The 19,275-nt window shown below is 46.4% G+C and carries 22 protein-coding genes; 21 read left to right on the plus strand and 1 reads right to left on the minus strand.

Annotation, left to right across the window (positions count from 1 at the left end):
• Positions 1–28: 28 nt before the first annotated feature.
• The 8 genes from KNP91_RS04975 to KNP91_RS05010 all read left to right on the plus strand — a co-directional run bounded on the left by KNP91_RS04975 (position 29) and on the right by KNP91_RS05010 (position 7,940).
• Positions 29–1,042, plus strand: coding sequence for a YpbB family protein (locus KNP91_RS04975; protein WP_012370688.1), 1,014 nt, complete (start codon positions 29–31; stop codon positions 1,040–1,042).
• Entirely contained in the window at positions 1,039–2,472 is a 1,434-nt protein-coding gene (locus tag KNP91_RS04980; RefSeq protein ID WP_214848906.1) for a RecQ family ATP-dependent DNA helicase, read from the plus strand. The genes KNP91_RS04975 and KNP91_RS04980 overlap by 4 nt, the downstream gene beginning before the upstream one ends.
• Before the next feature lie 39 nt (positions 2,473–2,511).
• A complete protein-coding gene (locus tag KNP91_RS04985; RefSeq protein WP_041261653.1) occupies positions 2,512–2,709 on the plus strand; it encodes a hypothetical protein in 198 nt (65 codons plus the stop codon).
• 71 nt (positions 2,710–2,780) lie between these two features.
• The gene (locus KNP91_RS04990) at positions 2,781–3,665 is read left to right on the plus strand and encodes a MerR family transcriptional regulator (RefSeq protein ID WP_214848907.1); all 885 of its coding nucleotides are present in this window, start codon (positions 2,781–2,783) and stop codon (positions 3,663–3,665) included.
• Positions 3,666–3,724: 59 nt separating this feature from the next.
• On the plus strand, positions 3,725–4,315 hold the full coding sequence (locus KNP91_RS04995) for an adaptor protein MecA (protein WP_012370685.1): 591 nt from the start codon (positions 3,725–3,727) through the stop codon (positions 4,313–4,315).
• 177 nt (positions 4,316–4,492) lie between these two features.
• Positions 4,493–5,440 carry a D-alanine--D-alanine ligase gene (locus KNP91_RS05000; protein WP_012370684.1) on the plus strand — a complete coding sequence of 316 codons (948 nt, stop codon included), beginning with the start codon at positions 4,493–4,495 and terminating at the stop codon, positions 5,438–5,440.
• Between the two features lie 131 nt (positions 5,441–5,571).
• A complete protein-coding gene (locus tag KNP91_RS05005; RefSeq protein WP_012370683.1) occupies positions 5,572–6,837 on the plus strand; it encodes a Glu/Leu/Phe/Val family dehydrogenase in 1,266 nt (421 codons plus the stop codon).
• Positions 6,838–6,950: 113 nt separating this feature from the next.
• Complete coding sequence (locus KNP91_RS05010; protein ID WP_214764217.1) at positions 6,951–7,940, plus strand: YpdA family putative bacillithiol disulfide reductase; 990 nt, start codon at positions 6,951–6,953, stop codon at positions 7,938–7,940.
• Between the two features lie 60 nt (positions 7,941–8,000).
• On the opposite strand, the gene KNP91_RS05015 is transcribed toward KNP91_RS05010, so the two are convergent.
• Positions 8,001–8,969, minus strand: a complete 969-nt coding sequence (locus KNP91_RS05015; RefSeq protein WP_041261650.1) for an asparaginase — start codon at positions 8,967–8,969, stop codon at positions 8,001–8,003.
• Between the two features lie 151 nt (positions 8,970–9,120).
• Here KNP91_RS05015 and prsW point away from each other — a divergent pair, with 151 nt between their 5' ends.
• From prsW to KNP91_RS05080, 13 genes are all read left to right on the plus strand, one after another.
• Complete coding sequence (prsW, locus tag KNP91_RS05020; RefSeq protein WP_012370680.1) at positions 9,121–9,780, plus strand: glutamic-type intramembrane protease PrsW; 660 nt, start codon at positions 9,121–9,123, stop codon at positions 9,778–9,780.
• 25 nt (positions 9,781–9,805) lie between these two features.
• Positions 9,806–10,462: a flagellar brake protein gene (locus KNP91_RS05025; RefSeq protein ID WP_214848910.1), complete on the plus strand. Its 657-nt coding sequence runs from the start codon at positions 9,806–9,808 to the stop codon at positions 10,460–10,462.
• Between the two features lie 77 nt (positions 10,463–10,539).
• Positions 10,540–11,211, plus strand: a complete 672-nt coding sequence (cmk, locus tag KNP91_RS05030) for a (d)CMP kinase (RefSeq protein WP_012370678.1) — start codon at positions 10,540–10,542, stop codon at positions 11,209–11,211.
• On the plus strand, positions 11,208–11,807 hold the full coding sequence (locus tag KNP91_RS05035) for a lysophospholipid acyltransferase family protein (protein WP_214764238.1): 600 nt from the start codon (positions 11,208–11,210) through the stop codon (positions 11,805–11,807). Before cmk ends, KNP91_RS05035 begins: the two co-directional genes overlap by 4 nt.
• A 93-nt stretch (positions 11,808–11,900) precedes the next feature.
• Positions 11,901–13,034: a 30S ribosomal protein S1 gene (rpsA, locus tag KNP91_RS05040; RefSeq protein ID WP_214848913.1), complete on the plus strand. Its 1,134-nt coding sequence runs from the start codon at positions 11,901–11,903 to the stop codon at positions 13,032–13,034.
• Positions 13,035–13,157: 123 nt separating this feature from the next.
• Complete coding sequence (gene der, locus KNP91_RS05045; protein ID WP_012370675.1) at positions 13,158–14,468, plus strand: ribosome biogenesis GTPase Der; 1,311 nt, start codon at positions 13,158–13,160, stop codon at positions 14,466–14,468.
• A gap of 17 nt (positions 14,469–14,485) precedes the next feature.
• Positions 14,486–15,511 (plus strand): NAD(P)H-dependent glycerol-3-phosphate dehydrogenase, encoded by a 1,026-nt coding sequence (locus KNP91_RS05050; protein ID WP_041261645.1) that lies wholly within the window; start codon positions 14,486–14,488, stop codon positions 15,509–15,511.
• A gap of 18 nt (positions 15,512–15,529) precedes the next feature.
• Positions 15,530–15,727, plus strand: a complete 198-nt coding sequence (locus tag KNP91_RS05055; protein WP_251135900.1) for a DUF2768 domain-containing protein — start codon at positions 15,530–15,532, stop codon at positions 15,725–15,727.
• The gene (locus tag KNP91_RS05060) at positions 15,724–16,458 is read left to right on the plus strand and encodes a hypothetical protein (protein ID WP_214848915.1); all 735 of its coding nucleotides are present in this window, start codon (positions 15,724–15,726) and stop codon (positions 16,456–16,458) included. The genes KNP91_RS05055 and KNP91_RS05060 overlap by 4 nt, the downstream gene beginning before the upstream one ends.
• A gap of 85 nt (positions 16,459–16,543) precedes the next feature.
• Complete coding sequence (locus KNP91_RS05065; RefSeq protein WP_012370671.1) at positions 16,544–16,816, plus strand: HU family DNA-binding protein; 273 nt, start codon at positions 16,544–16,546, stop codon at positions 16,814–16,816.
• A 142-nt stretch (positions 16,817–16,958) separates the two neighbouring features.
• The gene (locus KNP91_RS05070) at positions 16,959–17,537 is read left to right on the plus strand and encodes a heptaprenyl diphosphate synthase component 1 (protein ID WP_012370670.1); all 579 of its coding nucleotides are present in this window, start codon (positions 16,959–16,961) and stop codon (positions 17,535–17,537) included.
• Positions 17,538–17,559: 22 nt separating this feature from the next.
• Positions 17,560–18,267 carry a demethylmenaquinone methyltransferase gene (locus tag KNP91_RS05075; protein WP_012370669.1) on the plus strand — a complete coding sequence of 236 codons (708 nt, stop codon included), beginning with the start codon at positions 17,560–17,562 and terminating at the stop codon, positions 18,265–18,267.
• A gap of 1 nt (position 18,268) precedes the next feature.
• Positions 18,269–19,231, plus strand: coding sequence for a polyprenyl synthetase family protein (locus KNP91_RS05080; RefSeq protein WP_214764266.1), 963 nt, complete (start codon positions 18,269–18,271; stop codon positions 19,229–19,231).
• Positions 19,232–19,275 lie beyond the last annotated feature (44 nt).

Consider the following 19,275-nt stretch of genomic DNA (forward strand, 5'->3'; position numbering starts at 1 on the left):
GGGTGATGTAACGGAGGGGAGGGCTGACATGGAAAAAACGATTGTGAGACAGGTAGTACTGGAAGCCATTAGTCGATTACAAAATGAACGGACGGATCGAAGCTTGTTCCATCTGCTGCAAGGAAAGCGGTCCGCTACTTCCTTACAAGATGCACACTTTTATGGACTGGAAGCAGTTTTTGGAATGCTTCCATTAAAAAAAGACCGGTTTGAGCAAGTCTTACACGAACTGGAGCATGCCGGATGGATTAAGCGGGAACAGAATCTGCTGATGACAGATGCCGGAAAAGCACAACTTGGTTCTCCTTTTCTACTGGATGACTTAGGTGGAGAACTGCGCGGCTATCCGATGCAGTTGTGGAAACGAGTCAGTCTGATGATCCAATCAATCGTTTGTCTGGATGAAAAAACCTTTTTTATTCCGGTGCAACAAGACAGCGGCGTAAAGGAATGGGTCAAACAACAAATCCGTCAGGTAGCTGAACGGTCCGTCTGGAAAGCGGCCGTCTATCAGGAACTGAATCAGGCGTTACATCAATTGACAGAACGAGAAGCGATTCTGATCACTTACCGGTTGTCGGGATTAAAGACAGGATTATCGTTTCCTCAATTGAGTGAACGGCTGGGAACGGATTTACTTTCACTCCAGTTGGAATTCGTGATTGCATGGCGAAGATGTTTACGTGTCTTGCCTGAAGACAGTCTGATTTTATCTTTAGGAAACGACATCAATCATTTCAAAATGACACAGTCTGCGCAAAAAACCTGGGATCTGCTGAAACAGGGCTACACGGTTCCGCAAATTGCTGAACGACGGCGTTTGAAAAAAAGTACAATGGAGGATCATCTGGTGGAAATTGCGATGTATGCTCCCGTTTTCCCGATCGAGCAGTTTGTTGCTGCTGCACAGTATGAAGAGGTCATTCAAATCACCGACCGGCTCCAAACGTTTTCGCTGAAACGGATCAAGCAAGAGTTGACACAGGAAATGGACTATTTTCAAATTCGTATCGTTTTAGCAAGAAAGGTGGTTCATTCATGATGGAGGAAGTATTAAAACGAGTCTTTCGGTATGGTGCGTTTCGAGACGGACAGCGGCAAATCGTCGAGTCGGTCCTCGCCGGTCACGATACAGTCGCCATTCTGCCGACAGGAGGCGGGAAATCAATTTGTTACCAACTGCCGTCTTATCTGCAACCGGCCGGATTGACGGTGATTGTATCCCCGTTATTATCGCTGATCGAAGACCAAATCATGCAGATTAAACGCCGCGGGGAACGAGCCGTCGCTAAGTTGACGTCTCTTGAATCCCGCGATCAAAAGGAAGAAATTTTACGTCATCTGAATCAATTGCGTTATTTGTATCTGTCACCCGAACAATTGGCCGCCCCGCAAATTCAACAGCGATTAGCGGAAATTAAAATTAATCTGTTTGTCGTTGATGAAGCTCATTGTATCTCGCAGTGGGGACATGAGTTCCGGACGGACTACGCTAAACTGGGTGAGATTCGCCAACGACTCAGCAATCCAACTTGCTTAGCCTTGACGGCAACGGCAACGGCACAAGTCGAACAAGACATCATTCGGGGACTGGCGCTGACGCAAGCGAAGCGGATTCGCCATTCCGTCAACCGGCCGGAAATTCAACTCATCGTCGAGCAAACCGAGCCGAGTAAAAAAGATGAGGTCTTGAGCCGACGATTGGAAACCGTCAATCGTCCATGTGTCATTTATACGACGACACGCAAAGAAGCAGAACGGATTGCATCGATTGTTCCTCAGGCCGCTTATTATCATGCCGGTCTTGAACCGGAAGATCGCCAACTGATCCAACAACAGTTTCTGCACGACGAAATCGACTGTCTCGTCTGTACCAGTGCTTTTGGTATGGGGGTCGACAAAGGGAACGTCCGGACGGTTATTCATTACACGATGCCGGCGACGATTGAAGCCTATATGCAGGAAATCGGTCGAGCGGGACGGGACGGGCAACCGTCGACCGCAGTATTGCTTTATGCACCGGGAGATCAGCAACTTCAACAATTTTTAGTGGATAAACAATATGCGTCTCTGCTTTGGATTGATCAAGTGACGCAATACCGCGGACGAGGGGAGTCGTTTGAGGCGATTGAGCAACGCCTGCATCTCGATCCGGACGATCCGGCTTATCGTCTGCTAAAAGGTCAGCTTACGGAAGGGAAAACAAAATCCCAAATCATCGAGTGGCAGGAGGAACGGAAAAAAATACGTTTACGTGAACTCATGCAAATGATAAATTATATTCAAAATACGTTTTGCCGCCGAGCATTCATATTGGAACATTTTGACGAACGTCCCGTTGTACAAGACCGGTGTTGTGACAATTGCGGCACGAGTACGATGGATGAACCTGTCGTCCGGACCGGTTTTGCCCAACTGGACTGGAAGAACCGGCTAGAAGAAGTCTTTTTTTCATCCCGTCCTTCAGTGTAAACTAATAGTAGTCCTTATTTTTTAGAAAAGGTGATGAAATTGAGTAAACAGGATCAACGAAAAAATCGGCAAGATGAACAACAACGCACGTCATTACCTCCTCGATCCTCAAGAATCGAACACGTTCGCAATGAACGATTAAAACAACCATTTGCTAAAAATCCACTCGCGATTACACTCACAGTTTTGATGATTACAATTATCATTGCCTTTGTCTCCATCGGTTTCATGATGTAAGCGCACATTATGAACGGAGATTTTTTTCCTTTACGGGTATACTAAAGGGAAGAAGAAAGGAGGCACGGTGCATGGATCGTGGGAAATATAATATCAAAGCAGTTGCTGCATTGGTGGGACTCAATCCGACGACCATTCGTGCTTGGGAACGGCGGTATCAAGTATTGGATCCGGATCGGAGCGAATCAGGCCATCGTATTTACAGTGATAACGATGTTGCCAAGCTGCGTTGGATCGTTGATAAACAAAAAGAAGGGCTGTCGGTTTCAAAAGCCATTCAATTATATGAAATGCCCGTGAATCGAACGGAGGTTCCGATTGATTATGGAATCGAGCTGCGGAATCAATTGTTCGAAGCACTGACGAATTTCGAAGAACGACATGCCCATGACATTATGAACAAAGCATTTTCGATGTTCAGCTTTGATAAGGTCATCCAAGACATCGTCGGTCCGTTGTTACATGAAATCGGGATGCGATGGGAAAAGGGAACGATTACGATTGCCCATGAACATTTCGCGACCGCTTTTTTACGGGCACGTCTCTCGACATTGTCTCTTCAAATGCCGATCAATCCATTTTTACCACGCATCTTGTGTGTCTGCGCGCCGGAAGAAGAACATGAACTCGGATTGCTGTTTTTTACGCTGTACCTCCGTCAGAGCGGATTCGATGTCATCTTCCTTGGAGCGGGTATTCCTGTACCGGATCTTGTAACAGTGACGAAACAGCTGACGCCTCGAGCAGTCGTGCTATCATGTACAATCTCGGATCATTTGAAGGACTTAGATGAAGCAATTGACCAGATTCAAAAGCAGGCACCACAAACGGAAATTGGTTTAGGCGGCTATGCCGTTGAGCAACATCCGGAAAAGTACGGAGATATGTTACTTGGATCCGATGACAACGCTTGGAAAAGTTGGTTAAGTCGACTCACTCCGACAACTGGTGTATAGTGTGAGTCATATCGAACGGAGAGCATTTGTACTCTGCCGAGTAACTGGAGGAGTCTAACATGAGGTTTGAGCAATTTAAGCAAGGTCATTTACGGGTCTTCGTATCAAAACAAGAACTGTCGGTCCATGACGTTCGACCGGAGACATTGGCTGTCGGCAAAGGCCAGGCTTTATTACGTAATTTACTGGAAGAAGCTGAATCGAATTATGGATTTCATGCAGTCGGGACACTCGACTTTTTTGTAACATTTTTCCCGAACGACGGTATGTTGGTCGACGTTCGGCGTGAAGGTGCCCTGCCGGAAGAAACGTTTGAGGAATTTGATCAAGTTGAGATTCGGATGACAGTCGATATCGTCCATCATGTCCTCTATCAACTCGACCAATTGGAAGATGTCATTCAGGCGAGTCATGGTTTGGCACGTCACATCGATCAAACGGAAACGGGTGGCACACTGTATTTCTTCGAAGACCGCTATTATTTATACTTCCAAGAACAAATGAAGCAACATGTCGAGCAGACTGTAACGACGATTTTGTCGGAATACGGTGTACCCAGTCCGAAAAGTCCGCTCGTGATGTCCGAATACGGAAAAACCATCCTGTTGGAACAAGCCGTTCCAACAATGATCGCAAGCTTTACACCTTGATTCCGATGACTGTCGTTAACGGGAATTTTCAAGATGTAACTAAAAAGTCACTTCACCGAACGCAATCGGGAAGTGACTTTTTATATGTCCGGACGGTGGTTGCGACCAATTTGTGTTTTTTCATACAAAAAGTGATGGTATGATAAGCATTGAACGTAAGATGAAGGAGTGAACAAGATGAAAGTGGCAGTATTGTTTGGCGGAATTTCCGGTGAACGGGAAGTTTCATTAAATAGTGGGAAATCGGTAATTAATGCGCTGGAAAGTAAAGGGCATGAAGTCGTTGCCGTCGACTTTCATCCAGAGCGTGCAGAAGAAATTTTAAATCTACAAGTAGAGGCCGCTGTCATTGCCCTTCACGGCAAATATGGTGAGGATGGCCGTGTCCAGGCGCTGCTCGAGATGGCGGGTATTCCATATACCGGTTCAGGAGTGTTGGCATCCGCGTTAGCGATGGATAAAGCGCGCTCTAAGGTACATTTTGAAAAGGCGGGAATCCGGATTGCACGTGATGTCTTGGTCGAGCGTGGAGATGACATCGAACAAAAAATTAAACAGTGGGACGCCCAGTTTCCTTGTGTCGTCAAACCGGCCCAAGAAGGTTCTTCGAATGGGTTGACGATTGCGATGGATGAGCAGATGTTACGTCAAGGTATTGAACTGGCTTTCCAGGCGGATGATGCCGTCTTGATTGAACAATTCATCAAAGGACGTGAAGTGACGGTACCGGTTCTCGGGGCAAAAGGACAAGAAAAAGCATTGCCGGTCATCGAGATTATCCCGAAAAATGAATTCTATGACTATGAGTCGAAATATGCCATCGGCGGATCGGAGCACATCTGTCCGGCACAGTTCGATGAGAAGACGACGCAAACATTACAGGAATGGGCTGTTTTGGCCCATCAAGTATTAGGATGCGCCGGCTATTCCCGGACCGATTTCCTCGTTCCCGATGAAGGGGCACCGGTTATTTTAGAAACGAATACGTTGCCGGGAATGACATCTACGAGTCTGTTCCCGGATGGTGCTCGGGCCGTCGGAATCGACTATCCGGAACTTGTGGAAACGTTTATTGAACTGGCAATCACACGTCATGAAAGCGAATCGGCCAGTAGAAAAAACTGAAAATGAAGTAGATGGTAGAAAGCGCTTACAAATATGATGGGAACCCCTTTCATTACGGCTCGGAAAAAGGTATACTTTATCCGAACAAGGAAACGGCATAGGGGATGCCACTTATGGGGAGGAACGTTGGAATGATCACTGACCAACAACACGCAAATCATCGCAAGAATGTACTCGAAGCAACACAAGAAATCGTCAAGGAAGCTCTTGAGAAGCTGGGTTATCCAGACGAAATGTATGAATTGTTGAAAGAACCACTTCGGATGCTGACGGTCCGGATTCCGGTTCGGATGGATGACGGATCGACAAAAATCTTTACCGGATACCGTGCCCAGCACAATGATGCGGTCGGTCCGACAAAAGGCGGAATTCGTTTCCACCCGAATGTCACGGAAGTCGAAGTCAAGGCCTTGTCCGTCTGGATGAGTCTAAAAGCGGGAATCGTCGATCTGCCTTATGGTGGTGGTAAAGGCGGAATCATTTGTGATCCGCGTGAGATGAGTTTCCGTGAGATTGAACGATTAAGCCGCGGTTATGTCCGTGCCATCAGTCAAATCGTTGGTCCGACGAAAGACATTCCAGCACCGGACGTCTTTACGAATTCACAAATCATGGCTTGGATGATGGATGAGTACAGTCGAATCGATGAATTCAACTCACCAGGCTTCATTACAGGGAAACCATTAGTCCTTGGTGGTTCGCATGGTCGTGAGACGGCGACGGCAAAAGGTGTCGCCATCATGATTCGTGAAGCGGCTGCTAAAAAAGGAATTACACTTGAAGGAGCACGTGTTGTCGTTCAGGGATTCGGTAATGCCGGAAGCTTCTTGTCGAAGTTCATGCATGATCTTGGTGCAAAAGTCATCGCCATTAGTGATGCGTACGGTGCGTTACATGATCCGAACGGTCTTGATATTCCGTATCTGCTCGATCGCCGGGACTCATTTGGTACCGTCACGACACTTTTCAAAAATACCATTTCGAATAAAGAGTTGCTTGAACTGGAATGTGACATTTTAGTACCGGCAGCCATCGAAAATCAAATTACAGAAGATAACGCCCATGACATTAAAGCAAGTATCGTCGTCGAAGCAGCGAACGGTCCAACGACTAACGAAGCGACGAAAATTTTAGCGGAACGTGATATCTTGATTGTTCCGGATGTCCTTGCTTCGAGTGGTGGCGTTACCGTCTCTTACTTTGAATGGGTGCAGAATAACCAAGGATATTACTGGACGGAAGAAGAAGTTCATGAAAAACTTGAAAAAGTGCTTGTCAATTCCTTTAACCAGGTGTATCAGACGGCACAGACAAGAAATGTCGACATGCGACTTGCGGCATACATGGTCGGTGTCCGGAAAATGGCGGAAGCATCACGATTCCGCGGTTGGGTTTAATCTCAGTCAGCTCACTTCGTCTAGAAGTGGGCTTTTTTGTATGGTTATTTCTTTCTTCGACGGGAAAGATTTGCTAAGATGAAAAAAAAGCAAGTGGAAGAGGCGAAAGAGATATGTTGGATTGTATCGTCATCGGCGCAGGACCTTGCGGATTATCCGCGGCAATTGAAATGCAGGACCTTGGACTGACTGTCGAAGTCATTGAAAAAGGAAACATCGTGGAAGCGATTTATCAGTATCCGACACACCAGACATTTTTTTCAAGCAGTGAAAAATTAGAAATCGGCGGTGTGCCTTTCATCAATAAAGAATTAAAACCGAAACGGCAAGATGCCCTTGTCTATTACCGGGAAGTCGTGCGGCGAAAAGAGGTCACTGTGCGACCGTTTGAGACGGTTCAAGACGTCGCACGTATCGAAGGTGGGTTTAACGTGACATCGCTCCGGAACGGGCAAGTTGTGACGCGGACGGCCAAATCAGTGGTGCTGGCGACCGGTTACTACGGATTGCCGAACCTGATGAACATTCCGGGCGAAGACTTACCGCATGTTTTCCATTACTTTAAAGAAGGCCATCCGTTTTACGGTCAGGATGTCGTCGTCATCGGCGGAAAAAATTCGAGTGTCGATGCGGCCATCGAGCTCGAAAAGGCAGGCGCCCGTGTGACGATGCTGTATCGCGGGGAATCCTATAGTCCGTCCATCAAACCGTGGGTCCTGCCGAATTTCGAATCGTTGGTACGGGCAGAAAAAGTAACGATGGTGTTTGACGCGACGATTGATGAAATTACAAATACGGAAGTGCGATATTCCGTTCATAGTGAACAATCGGCTGTCAAAGCAGATTTTGTATTTGCGATGACAGGATATACACCGGACATCGGTCTTTTCGCCGATGCGGGCATCGAAATCGATCCGGAAACAGGGATTCCCGCATTTGACGAAACGACGATGGAGTCGAACGTTCCGGGAATCTACATTGCCGGTGTCGTGGCCGCTGGTTATGATGCCAATAAAATCTTTATTGAAAACGGACGATTCCACGGCGGGTTGATTGCAGACAGTCTCAAACACCGCCTGAAACCGGAAACAGCTCGACCGTGATTCATAAGCAATAAAAGGGAGAGGCCTCTACGGAAGCCTCTCCCTTTTGCCTGCATAATTTTATTCGACGCGGAAAGATTCTTCCAAAGCATGATGATTGGCACCGATTTCAAGTTCAATCATTAACTTCAACCGTGCTTTTTGAGAATTCAATCCATTCGAGAAGATCACGCCCAGTTCTTTTAACTGTTGACCGCCTCCCGTATAGCCGTATACGTCCTGGACAATCCCGTTAAAACAACGGCTGACGATGACGACAGGCATCTGTTCGGTTAACGACTGGATCGCATCGACCAGGCTAGGCGGCACGTTTCCTTGACCGAGAACTTCGAGCACTAGACCGTCGTATCCGAGTTCGCTGATCGCAAGCAGTAAGTCCGGTTCCATCCCGGCATAGACTTTCAAGACAGCGACACGTTTACTCAATTGTGTCACCATATGAGTCGGTTTAAGAAGCGGAGTATTAAATAAGTACACGTGATCTTTTGTGACCATCCCTAAATTTCCAAAATGGACGGATTTGAACGTATCGACTGAAGAAGTATGGGTTTTCGTGACATTAAACGCCGAGTGGATTTCTCCGTTAAAGACGACGAGGACGCCTTTGTCTTGAGCAGCCGCACTGACGGCAACCCGTAAGGCGGTAATCAAATTAAATTCACCGTCTGATCCGACTTCGTTAGACGAACGCATGGCACCGGTCAAGACGATTGGGATAGGAGCTCCGATTGTGAGCTGGAGAAAATAAGCGGTTTCTTCCAATGTATCTGTGCCGTGCGTGATGACGACTCCGTCATATCCACCGGTCTGTAACTCCTCTTTGATGAAATGAGCCAGCCGCAACATGATTTCCGGTGTGATATGTGGAGACGGCAGGTTCGAGAAGTGACGCGTCGTAATGTCGGCGATATCGGTCGCACGTGGCAACGAGGCGTCCAGAGGATTGATCTCATTCGGTAAAACGTGACCGGAATGATTTTGCGCCATCGCGATGGTGCCTCCGGTATGAATCAAAAGTAATTTTTTCATTAAACAGTTGTCGTCGGATAACGAACAACCTTCACCTTCTTTCCGGTCATTTTCATTAACATTGTACCCTTTTTTTCAAGAGAAACAATGGGTGCGGTTTTCTTTTCCGTGAGAAACCTTTATTCTAAGAGAATAGGAAGGGGGAGGAGACGTGTTACCAATCGTTTTCTCAGGAATTGCCCCAGGAATTGCATTGCTGACATATTTTTATTTACGCCACGAACACGAGTCAGAACCCGTAGGCTATATCCTACGTAGTTTTATTTTCGGGATACTTCTTGTTTTTCCTTTAATGTTCGTTGAATACATCATCCAAAGTGAATTTGGTGGACTCGAATCGATTCAATTGGTTCGTTCGGCCGTGACGGAAGAGTTTGCAAAATGGTTTGTTGTCTTTTATACCGTGTATATTCACCAACGGTTTAATGATTATTATGACGGAATCATTTATGCCGTCGCTTGTTCCTTAGGATTTGCGACACTGGAAAATATTTTATATTTAATGGTCAACGGGACGGTTGAACATATGGTTTTCCGTGCCTTGTTACCGGTCTCAGGGCATGCTTTATTTGCAGTCATCATGGGATTTTTTATGGGGAAAGCCAAGTTCTCGACGCATCCGTATCGTTGGCTCGCCTTATCAATTTTCGTTCCGATGATTGTACACACTATCTTTAATTTGTTAATATTGGAAAATGGTGGTATATCGGTTGTGCCGATTTTATTTATGATCGGATTATGGATTGTCGGCCTGTATCAAATTCGAAGCGCCAATCGTTTGAACCAACGACACAACAGAAAAAGTAACTGAATAGAATGGGCTGGGAGAGAGTAAGATGATAGAAACTGGAGATTTAGTCATGTTGACTAACCAAGAGGACCGTCAAGGACGGACGAAAGTGACGGCCGTGACCAACCGGTTGATCTGGATCGAAGCACCGAGTGAAATTTCGACGTTAAAAACCTTTATTTTATCGGATCAGGAACAAGTTGGATTTTATTTTTTTAAGGAAAAAGGAAAGCTGTATGGATTTGAGACCGAAGTCGTCGAACGTCAAAATGATCCGTTAAGAGGTCAGCGGTATGCGTTACGCCGGCCGAAGGAAGAAATGATCCAGCGTGTTCAGCGCCGGCAGTTCGTCCGGGTGCCTCAATTGTTGGATGTAGCAGTTCACCCGCACAAAACAGCGTTTGAACCGTTCACTTCCGTCACGCTCGATTTATCGGCAGGCGGTATTTTAGTATTGGCAAATCAAATTCCGATCGAAGTAAAGGATGAGCTCGAATTAACCTTCATACTGCCGACGGGAGACGGTGTGACACATACGGTTGATGTATTGGCAGAACTTGTTCGTGTTGACCCGCGAGAGACGCGGTATGAACTGGCCTTTCAATTTACCCGGATCAATGACCGGAGTCGGGAACTGGTCTTACGGCACTGTTACCAAGCGCAAATGAAAAACTCACGGCGTGGAACGAACCCATTCACGTAAGCATATTTTTTTGCTATGATAACGGTCGATACTATACACCACTTACGTTGGTGAAGATGGAAGGAACGAAGTCACTCATGAAGAAGATTCAAATTGCCTTAGACGGACCTGCAGGTGCCGGGAAAAGTACGATTGCCAAACAGTTAGCATCACATCTTGATTATGTTTATATCGATACGGGAGCCATGTATCGTGCGGTCACACTGGCTGCATTGGAACAAGGACTTGATTTAGAGAACGGACCGGTTCTTGGAGAATTGATGAAATCACTTGATATCCGACTGACGCCGGGCGAACAGGGACAACGTGTGTTCATCGGAGAACGGGAAGTGACGGATGCGATTCGGACAAATGAAGTCACGAACAATGTTTCATTTGTCGCCCGCCAAGCAGAAGTCCGGTCAGCACTGGTCATCGCACAACGTAAACTGGCGGAACGGGGAGGCATCGTCATGGATGGACGTGACATTGGGACGGTCGTCTTGCCGGAAGCCGAGCTGAAGGTCTTTTTGACGGCATCGGTCGAAGAACGGGCCAGCCGCCGTCACCGGGAGAACATTGCCCGTGGAATGGACAGCGATTTAAAGGGATTACAGGATGAAATCGCGTTGCGCGACAAGCGGGACAGTGAACGAACGGTCTCACCGCTCAAACAGGCAGATGATGCGATTTATCTCGATACGACAGAACTGAACATTGATCAAGTCGTTGCGCGACTGACTGAACTGGCAGAGGGTGCCTTAAAATGAAACGAAACGAATTTGTCTATCGGCTTGCACGATTCATCGTTCTGATCATTGCCAAAACGGTGTTTCGTTTAAAGGTGACAGGTAAGGAAAATATTCCGTCGGACGGATCGCTTTTAGTCTGTGCCAATCACAGTTCCAACTGGGATCCGGTGTTCTTGGTCAGTGCCATTCCGACAAGTCGCTCTGTCCGCTACATGGCGAAAGAGGAATTGTTCAACATTCCGGTTCTCAAACAAATCATGATTTCAGCCGGAACGTATCCGGTCGGTCGCGGACAAGGCGATCGCCAAGCGTTGAAGCGGACGATTGAATTGCTGAATTCGGATGAAACGGTCGGGATTTTCCCGGAAGGAACGCGGTCGGCTCCCGGCGAGTTTACATCTGCTCAACCCGGCGTCGGATTCTTTGCTTTACGTTCGCCGGCCCAAATCTTACCGATCGCCATCATCGGCGATTACCGTCCGTTCCGCCGGATGCGTGTTGCCATTGGAAAACCGGTTGATATTTCGGATTTAAGAGATCAACGGGGAGCGGCAAAAGCAATTTCCGAACGGATTTTGGAAGAAATTAAAACCGTCTACTTCAATCACGCGTAATGCCTTGACAAATAGTCAGAATTGTAAGAAGTTAGAAGAAGGTTAAACGTATTCATACGTTTCTTGTACTCATCGTGAGGAGGTTGTGTTGGAATGGTCGAAGAAATGAAAGATATGCCTGATTTTGAAATTCATCGGGACCAGGTAGTAACCGGAACGGTCGTGAAGATTGAAGACAAGCAAGCACTCATTGATATCGGATATAAGACAGAAGCAATCCTGCCGATTAGCGAAGTATCGAGTCTCCATCTGGATGACATTCAAGGTGCACTCAAAGTCGGTGATGAACTACAAGTAAAGGTCAAGAAAATTACAGATGAAGAAGTAGTCGTTTCCAAACGTGAAGTCGATGCCTTACAGGCATGGGAAAAAGTTGAGGCGAAATACGCATCGGGTGAAATTTTTGAAGTCGTTGTGAAAGATATTGTCAAAGGCGGACTGGTCGTCGATATTGGTGTCCGCGGATTCATTCCTGCTTCGCTTGTCGAACGCCACTACGTGGAAGACTTTTCGGATTATATCGGTCGGACGATTGCCGTTAAAGTCGTCGAACTGGATCAAGAAAAAAATCGTGTCATTCTTTCGCATAAAGCCGTTGTCGAAGGCGAACTGAATGCAAAGAAAAAAGACACACTGGAACATCTTGAAGTCGGACAGGTGCTAGAAGGAACCGTCCAACGTCTGACGGACTTCGGAGCATTCGTTGACATCGGCGGTGTTGACGGGTTGGTTCACATTTCAGAAATGGCACATCACCGCGTGGAACGTCCGTCGGATATCGTGACGGAAGGACAAAAAGTTGAAGTGAAGGTCCTTGGTGTTGATCGGGACACGGAAAAAGTCAAACTCTCGATCAAAGAAACGCAACCGGGTCCATGGCAACAGATGGAAGGCAAAATTGAAGCGGGAGACATCGTCAAAGGACGTGTCCGCCGGATCGTTCAATTTGGTGCTTTCGTTGAGCTGGCACCTCAGGTCGAAGGATTACTTCATATTTCGCAAATTGCCAACCGCCATATCGGCTCGCCGTCCGAAGTGCTTGAAGAAGGTCAGGAAATTGAAGCAAAAGTTCTCGAGGTTCATCTCGCGGAACATAAGATTTCCTTATCGACACGTGTGCTTGAACAGGAAGATTCGTCGAATGATGACTACTCTCAGTACACGGATCAAAACGAAGGATTTTCGGTAGCCGATCTTTCTGAGAAGGAATCGGATACAAAAGAATAAGGCAGTAAAAGTGAACACGAAACGTGTTCACTTTTTTTATGTTCCGATAGATATGGTATAAAACCGCTTCATTTGGTACAATAGAACGGCTATGAAGCGAGAGAAGAGAAAGAAGGTGTTGGGATGGCAATTCCAGTAGTGGCGATCGTAGGTCGCCCAAATATCGGAAAGTCGACGATTTTTAACCGGGTGATTGGAGATCGGGTTTCGATCGTAGAAGACAAGCCAGGTGTTACCCGCGACCGTATATACGGAACTGGAGAATGGCTGAATCGTCATTTTCATTTGATTGATACAGGTGGAATCGAAGTCGGGGATGAGCCCTTACTTCAAATGATGCGTCATCAGGCGGAGCTCGCCATTGATGAAGCGGACGTCATTATCTTTATGGTCAACGGCCGTGAAGGGATTACGGCAGCGGATGAAGAAGTGGCGAACATGTTATTCCGTTCAAATAAACCGGTTGTCGTCGCTGTTAACAAAGTGGACAATTTTGAAATGCGCGATTTAATGTATGAATTTTATTCGCTCGGATTCGGTGATTTATATCCGATTTCCGGTACACACGGTTTAGGACTCGGAGATATGCTCGACCGCGTGCTTGAACTGGCACCGGATAAAGAAGATATCGAGTACGATGAGGATACGATTAAATTTGCTTTAGTCGGACGTCCGAACGTCGGAAAATCAAGCATGACGAATTCGATTCTCGGTGAAGAACGTGTCATCGTTTCGAGTATCGCTGGTACGACACGCGATGCGATTGATACACCGTTCTCACGGGATGAGCAGGAATATGTCATCATCGATACAGCCGGTATGCGTAAACGCGGAAAAGTCTATGAATCAACAGAACGATTCAGTGTTATGCGTGCACAAAAAGCCATCGAACGGGCAGATGTCGTCTGTGTCGTATTAGATGGTGAAGAAGGAATCATCGAACAAGATAAGAAAGTCGCCGGTTATGCCCATGAAGCAGGCCGTGCCATCGTCATCGTCGTCAACAAATGGGATGCCGTTGAAAAAGACGATAAAACAATGAAAAAAATGGAAGAGGAAATTCGCGAAGAATTCCGGTTCCTTGATTATGCCCCAATCGTTTTCGTCTCTGCGAAAACAAAACGTCGTTTACAAACGTTACTTCCTGTCATCAAACAAGCAGCGAAGAGCCATGCCCAACGTATTCAGACAAGTGTCTTGAATGATGTCATTGTAGACGCTGTAGCGATGAATCCTGCACCAACGGATAAAGGGGTTCGTCTGCGGATTAACTATGCAACACAGGTCGCTTCCCGTCCGCCGACATTCGTTTTATTCGTCAATGATCCGGAATTGTTACACTTCTCATACAAACGTTATCTGGATAACCGGATTCGTGAAGCCTTTGATTTTACAGGAACACCGATTCGGATTCTGGCACGTCAAAAACAATAAGGACAAGGTGAATCATGATGAAAAAAATTGCAGTCATTGGAGCCGGGAGTTGGGGAACCGCACTCTCGCTCGTTTTAGCCGATAACGGTCATGAGGTCATTCTTTATGGTCGGGATCAAAAAAATGTTGATGCCATTAATCAAAATCATGAAAATACGCAGTTCTTACCAGGTGTGACGTTGCCGGAATCACTTCGGGCAACTACTGTTTTAAGCGAAGCTGTCGAAGGGGTATCCCATATCTTGATTGTGACGCCTTCTTCTGCGATTCGTTCTGTATCGCGTCAATTAAACGAATTGTTGACGGAACCGGTCGTGTTGATTCATGCCTCAAAAGGGATTGAACCGAAAACACACTTACGGTTGTCAGAATTGATGGAGCAGGAAATCGATGCCTCCAAACGTTCGGCGATTTGTGTGTTGACCGGTCCATCCCATGCGGAAGAAGTCGCATTACGTAAGCCGACGACCGTAACGGTTGCTTCCACTGACATGGAAGAGGCAGGACGAGTGCAGGAATTGTTTACGAATGATAACTTCCGTGTCTATTTAAACGCCGATATTATCGGAGCAGAACTGGGCGGAGCGTTCAAAAACATCATTGCCTTAGCAGCCGGAATGGCTGATGGATTAGGGTACGGTGATAATGCCAAAGCAGCCTTGATCACCCGCGGGATGGTCGAAATTGCCCGACTAGGCACATTGTTCGGTGCAAATCCGATGACGTTCACCGGTTTAACGGGAATGGGCGACTTAATCGTGACCTGTACATCGGTCCACAGTCGGAACTGGCGCGCCGGAAATGCGATCGGCCGGGGCGAAAAACTTGAAACCGTTCTTGAGAACATGGGAATGGTCGTCGAGGGCGTCCGGGCGACACAAGCCGCTTACGATTTAGCAGAAACGAAACAATGTGAGTTACCCATCACGACAGCGCTCTATCATGTCTTATTCGACGGACATACTCCGGCAGAAGAAGTACAGAAATTGATGCGCCGTCCGCAGAAAAATGAGATTGAACATCTGTTTACGATGAAAGATTAACGGAGTGGGGTGGAAACCTTGAGTCCTGGATTACTAAAAATGTGGATTTCGTTTGCCGGGATCGGTTTGTTTGCGATCAGTGTCTTATTGGTCACAATCAGTCGGACGAAATTATCCGGTGCTTGGCAATTCTTGATGTCGACCATTGCTTTTCTTTGTTTTATCGTGGCATCGATCATCATGGTCTTTATCGTCATGGCAGGTCCGAGTGCATGAAAAAACTTTTAATAGTCTTTATGCTGATTCCGGTCATGTTGTTGTCGGGCTGTTTATTTCCGGACAGTCAAAAACCGTCGAATCGGGTTCCGTATCCGGAACAAATTCGAACGGTTCAAAATGCAGTAGACGCCTATCAAAAAGATACCGGCGTTTTGCCGATTAAAACAAGAGAAGCGGATACACCATTAATGGAACGGTATCAAATCGAACTCGGACGTCTGATTCCACGCTATATGAGCGACCCTCCTCCCAACAGTTTTGAAGGGGGCGGGACCTTCATTTATTTACTCGTGGATGTCGAGAAAAAGCCGACGGTTAAATTGATGGACTTGCTTGTAGCAGAAGAACTTCAAAAGCTTCAAGTCCGCATTGATACGTACCGTAAGAAAAATGACAAATATCCTTTCAAAGGTTCGATCGGGAAAAATCAGTTTACGCTTGATTATAAGAAGCTGTTTATCAAAGAGGAACCGAAAGTACCGAGTCCGTATTCCGATGAAAACCTGTCGATCTATGTAGACGGTCAGGGGCAGTTGTTTATCAACTATTTGCCTGAACTTAAAAAAGCGGTCGAAACAGCGAAGAAAAAGCCGAAAGTCGGCCAAGATATTCGGCATTTGCTCTACGATGAGCAACCATTTGTTCCTGCATACTCCCAAAGTTACACAATCAACAAAAAAGGCGAACCTGTGTTTTCTGAGAAATCGATCGAAGAATCAGAAAATTAATGGGGATTCTAACGAAAATGTTGTAATATCAACGTTTATAAGGTATGATTAGCCTCGAAGAAGTGATTGGGAGGGGGTGAACGTAATGAACAAAACTGAACTCATTCAAGCAGTTGTCGAAAAATCAGGTCTGACTAAAAAAGACGTGACGAAAGTTGTCGAATCAACATTCGAATCGATCACTGAGACACTTCAGTCTGGAGAGAAAGTCCAATTGATTGGCTTTGGTAACTTCGAAGTCCGTGAACGCGCAGCTCGTAAAGGTCGCAACCCACGTACAAAAGAAGATATCGAAATCCCAGCAAGCAAAGTACCGGCTTTCAAACCAGGTAAAGCATTGAAAGATGCTGTTAAGTAATTCGGCTACATAGTCGTTCGAGGAATTCCTCGGACGGCTTTTTTTGTGGACATTGAGAGACGAGAAAACGAACTGATTATGGTATATTAAAAAAGAAGAAAATCCATCAACGAGATGGCACTGGAGATCGGGGGGTAAAAGCATGAATCATCAAGAGCTGCTCGTGGAAGAAATGATCACCGCACTCACTACAAAACAAACGACACAATTGGCTCGGCATGTGGATTTCCCTTCCATCAATCGTGAACAAATCAGTTGGTTGATCGATGTCGCCCAAAATGAAACGTTGGCTTGGCAATCACTTGTCAAAGGTGTGCATTATGCACAGGTGGCCTTACTGTTACATGAACGTGTCGGAGAGACCAAAAGAGGTTCGAAAGAACGACAACTGCTGGTTCTGGCGGGAGATTTATTTTCGAGCTACTTCTTTGAAGAATTGGCGTCCCTTCCCCAAACGGCACTCGTAACACTCGGGCGGACCGTTCAGCATGTGAACGAAGCGAAATGTGCCCTTCATGAGGAAAACTACGATTCAACCGAAGAGTATGTCTTATTATGGTTAAAGGCAGAATTCGGATTGGTTCAAGGACTAGCAGCGATTAGCGGAAGAGACTGGTTGACGGAGGACGGACAACGTTTGATTCGTCAACGGGCACAAAGCTTACAATCAAGTGCTCAACAACTGTTATTATCTCATCTGGAACAGATGGCAGTAGCGTAATATCTTCGAAAGGGTGAACTGCGTGCAGACACAAGAAAAAGAGAAAAAAGTATATGAAGTGTTTCAATCGATTTCAAGCAATTATGATCAAATGAACTCCATCATCAGCTTCCGCCTTCATAAATTGTGGAGAAAAGAAACGATGCGCCGGATGAACGTATTTCCAGGTGCAAAGTGTCTCGACTTATGTTGTGGAACCGCTGATTGGACGATTCAGCTTGCGAAAGCAGCCGGTCCGACCGGTGTCATCAAAGGACTTGATTTTTCCGAGAACATGCTGAAAGTTGGTGTCGAAAAAGTTGAAGCGCTTGAGATGAAAAATGTCGAGTTGATTCACGGGAACGCGATGGAGCTTCCGTTTGGCGATCATTCGTTTGATTTCGTGACAATCGGATTTGGACTGCGGAATGTACCGGATTATTTGCAGGTCATCAAAGAAATGCACCGTGTCCTAAAACCGGGCGGGACGGTCGTCTGCCTTGAGACAAGTCAACCGACAGCACCGCTGTTTAAGGAAGCTTACTCCCTGTATTTCGGAAAAATCATGCCGCAGGTTGGTCGTTTGTTTGCCAAATCCTACGATCAATACAACTGGTTGCAAGAGTCAACTGAAGTTTTCCTTGATCGTGTCGAACTGAAACAACTGTTTGAACAAGCCGGATTCATGCAAGTGGAAGTCAAAGCATTTGCAGGTGGGGCGGCTGCAATGCACCTCGGAAAGAAGTGGTGAGATGTCACTGCATTCTATTTATCGAGACGTAACCAAAGAAGTAAATTTAGTGGATCAATTTTTGATCCGTCATATCGCATCGAGCGATCCGACCATCGATGCTGCCGGACAACAATTGCTTCAAGCAGGCGGTAAACGCATTCGGCCGGCCTTTGTGTTGCTCGCATCAAAGTTCGGTCAGGCCGATCGTGATGAGCTTGTGCGTGTTGCAGCCAGTCTTGAACTGGTCCATATGGCTTCACTTGTCCATGATGATGTGATTGATGACGCTGAACTGCGGCGCGGCAAACCAACCGTCATGCAACACTTTGATGAAGAAGTTGCACTCTATTCCGGTAACTTTTTATTTGGTGAGGCAGTTAAACTGATTGGGGAAGTTGGCAAACCGGAACTGGTTCAGGTGATGGTCCATGCGATGCGTGAAATCTGTGAAGGCGAAATCGAGCAGATTTACGATCAGTATGACTGGGAACAATCGATCAAACGGTATATTAAACGGATCGAGCGGAAAACGGCCATCCTGATTGAAGCCAGCTGTCATCTCGGGGCGATTGTCGCGAACTGTTCACCGGAAGATACGAAGGCGTTACGACAATTTGGGCGTGACATTGGTCTAGCTTTCCAAATTGCAGATGATTTGCTTGATTTTACAGCGAAACGGACTGAACTTGGAAAACCTGTCGCAGAAGATTTGCGTCATGGTCATAAAACATTGCCTGTATTTTATGCGTCTGAAGATCGAGAATTTTTCCGGGAATTACAAAAGATTCGTTCAATGCCGAGTCATGAAGAGGTGGCTCCTTTACTGGACCGGTTGCAACGATCAGATGCGTTGGAACGAACGCAACAAACCGTTGATTTATACATTCGGCGGGCGATTCTCCGCTTGAATCATCTCCCGAAATCATCAGCGAAACGGTCCTTGGAAGAAGTCGCCCGGTATGTCGGGAAACGTAAAGGTTGAAAAAATGTAAAAAATTTCTTGCCGCTTGTCCATTTACGCAGTAA

Source organism: Exiguobacterium sp. s138 (genome assembly GCF_018618775.1).
GTDB lineage: Bacteria > Bacillota > Bacilli > Exiguobacteriales > Exiguobacteriaceae > Exiguobacterium_A > Exiguobacterium_A artemiae.

Excerpts from the sequence above, each read along its gene's own strand:
- KNP91_RS05035 (WP_214764238.1), top strand. The coding sequence starts at position 11,208 with ATGAAACGAAACGAATTTGTCTATCGGCTTGCACGATTCATCGTTCTG.
- KNP91_RS04990 (WP_214848907.1), top strand. The coding sequence starts at position 2,781 with ATGGATCGTGGGAAATATAATATCAAAGCAGTTGCTGCATTGGTGGGA.
- KNP91_RS04975 (WP_012370688.1), top strand. The coding sequence starts at position 29 with ATGGAAAAAACGATTGTGAGACAGGTAGTACTGGAAGCCATTAGTCGA.
- KNP91_RS05065 (WP_012370671.1), top strand. The coding sequence starts at position 16,544 with ATGAACAAAACTGAACTCATTCAAGCAGTTGTCGAAAAATCAGGTCTG.
- KNP91_RS05060 (WP_214848915.1), top strand. The coding sequence starts at position 15,724 with ATGAAAAAACTTTTAATAGTCTTTATGCTGATTCCGGTCATGTTGTTG.
- der (WP_012370675.1), top strand. The coding sequence starts at position 13,158 with ATGGCAATTCCAGTAGTGGCGATCGTAGGTCGCCCAAATATCGGAAAG.
- KNP91_RS05070 (WP_012370670.1), top strand. The coding sequence starts at position 16,959 with ATGAATCATCAAGAGCTGCTCGTGGAAGAAATGATCACCGCACTCACT.
- KNP91_RS05010 (WP_214764217.1), top strand. The coding sequence starts at position 6,951 with ATGTTGGATTGTATCGTCATCGGCGCAGGACCTTGCGGATTATCCGCG.
- KNP91_RS05025 (WP_214848910.1), top strand. The coding sequence starts at position 9,806 with ATGATAGAAACTGGAGATTTAGTCATGTTGACTAACCAAGAGGACCGT.
- KNP91_RS05080 (WP_214764266.1), top strand. The coding sequence starts at position 18,269 with ATGTCACTGCATTCTATTTATCGAGACGTAACCAAAGAAGTAAATTTA.
- KNP91_RS05015 (WP_041261650.1), bottom strand. The coding sequence starts at position 8,969 with ATGAAAAAATTACTTTTGATTCATACCGGAGGCACCATCGCGATGGCG.
- KNP91_RS04995 (WP_012370685.1), top strand. The coding sequence starts at position 3,725 with ATGAGGTTTGAGCAATTTAAGCAAGGTCATTTACGGGTCTTCGTATCA.
- rpsA (WP_214848913.1), top strand. The coding sequence starts at position 11,901 with ATGGTCGAAGAAATGAAAGATATGCCTGATTTTGAAATTCATCGGGAC.
- KNP91_RS05005 (WP_012370683.1), top strand. The coding sequence starts at position 5,572 with ATGATCACTGACCAACAACACGCAAATCATCGCAAGAATGTACTCGAA.
- cmk (WP_012370678.1), top strand. The coding sequence starts at position 10,540 with ATGAAGAAGATTCAAATTGCCTTAGACGGACCTGCAGGTGCCGGGAAA.
- KNP91_RS05000 (WP_012370684.1), top strand. The coding sequence starts at position 4,493 with ATGAAAGTGGCAGTATTGTTTGGCGGAATTTCCGGTGAACGGGAAGTT.
- KNP91_RS05050 (WP_041261645.1), top strand. The coding sequence starts at position 14,486 with ATGAAAAAAATTGCAGTCATTGGAGCCGGGAGTTGGGGAACCGCACTC.
- KNP91_RS04980 (WP_214848906.1), top strand. The coding sequence starts at position 1,039 with ATGATGGAGGAAGTATTAAAACGAGTCTTTCGGTATGGTGCGTTTCGA.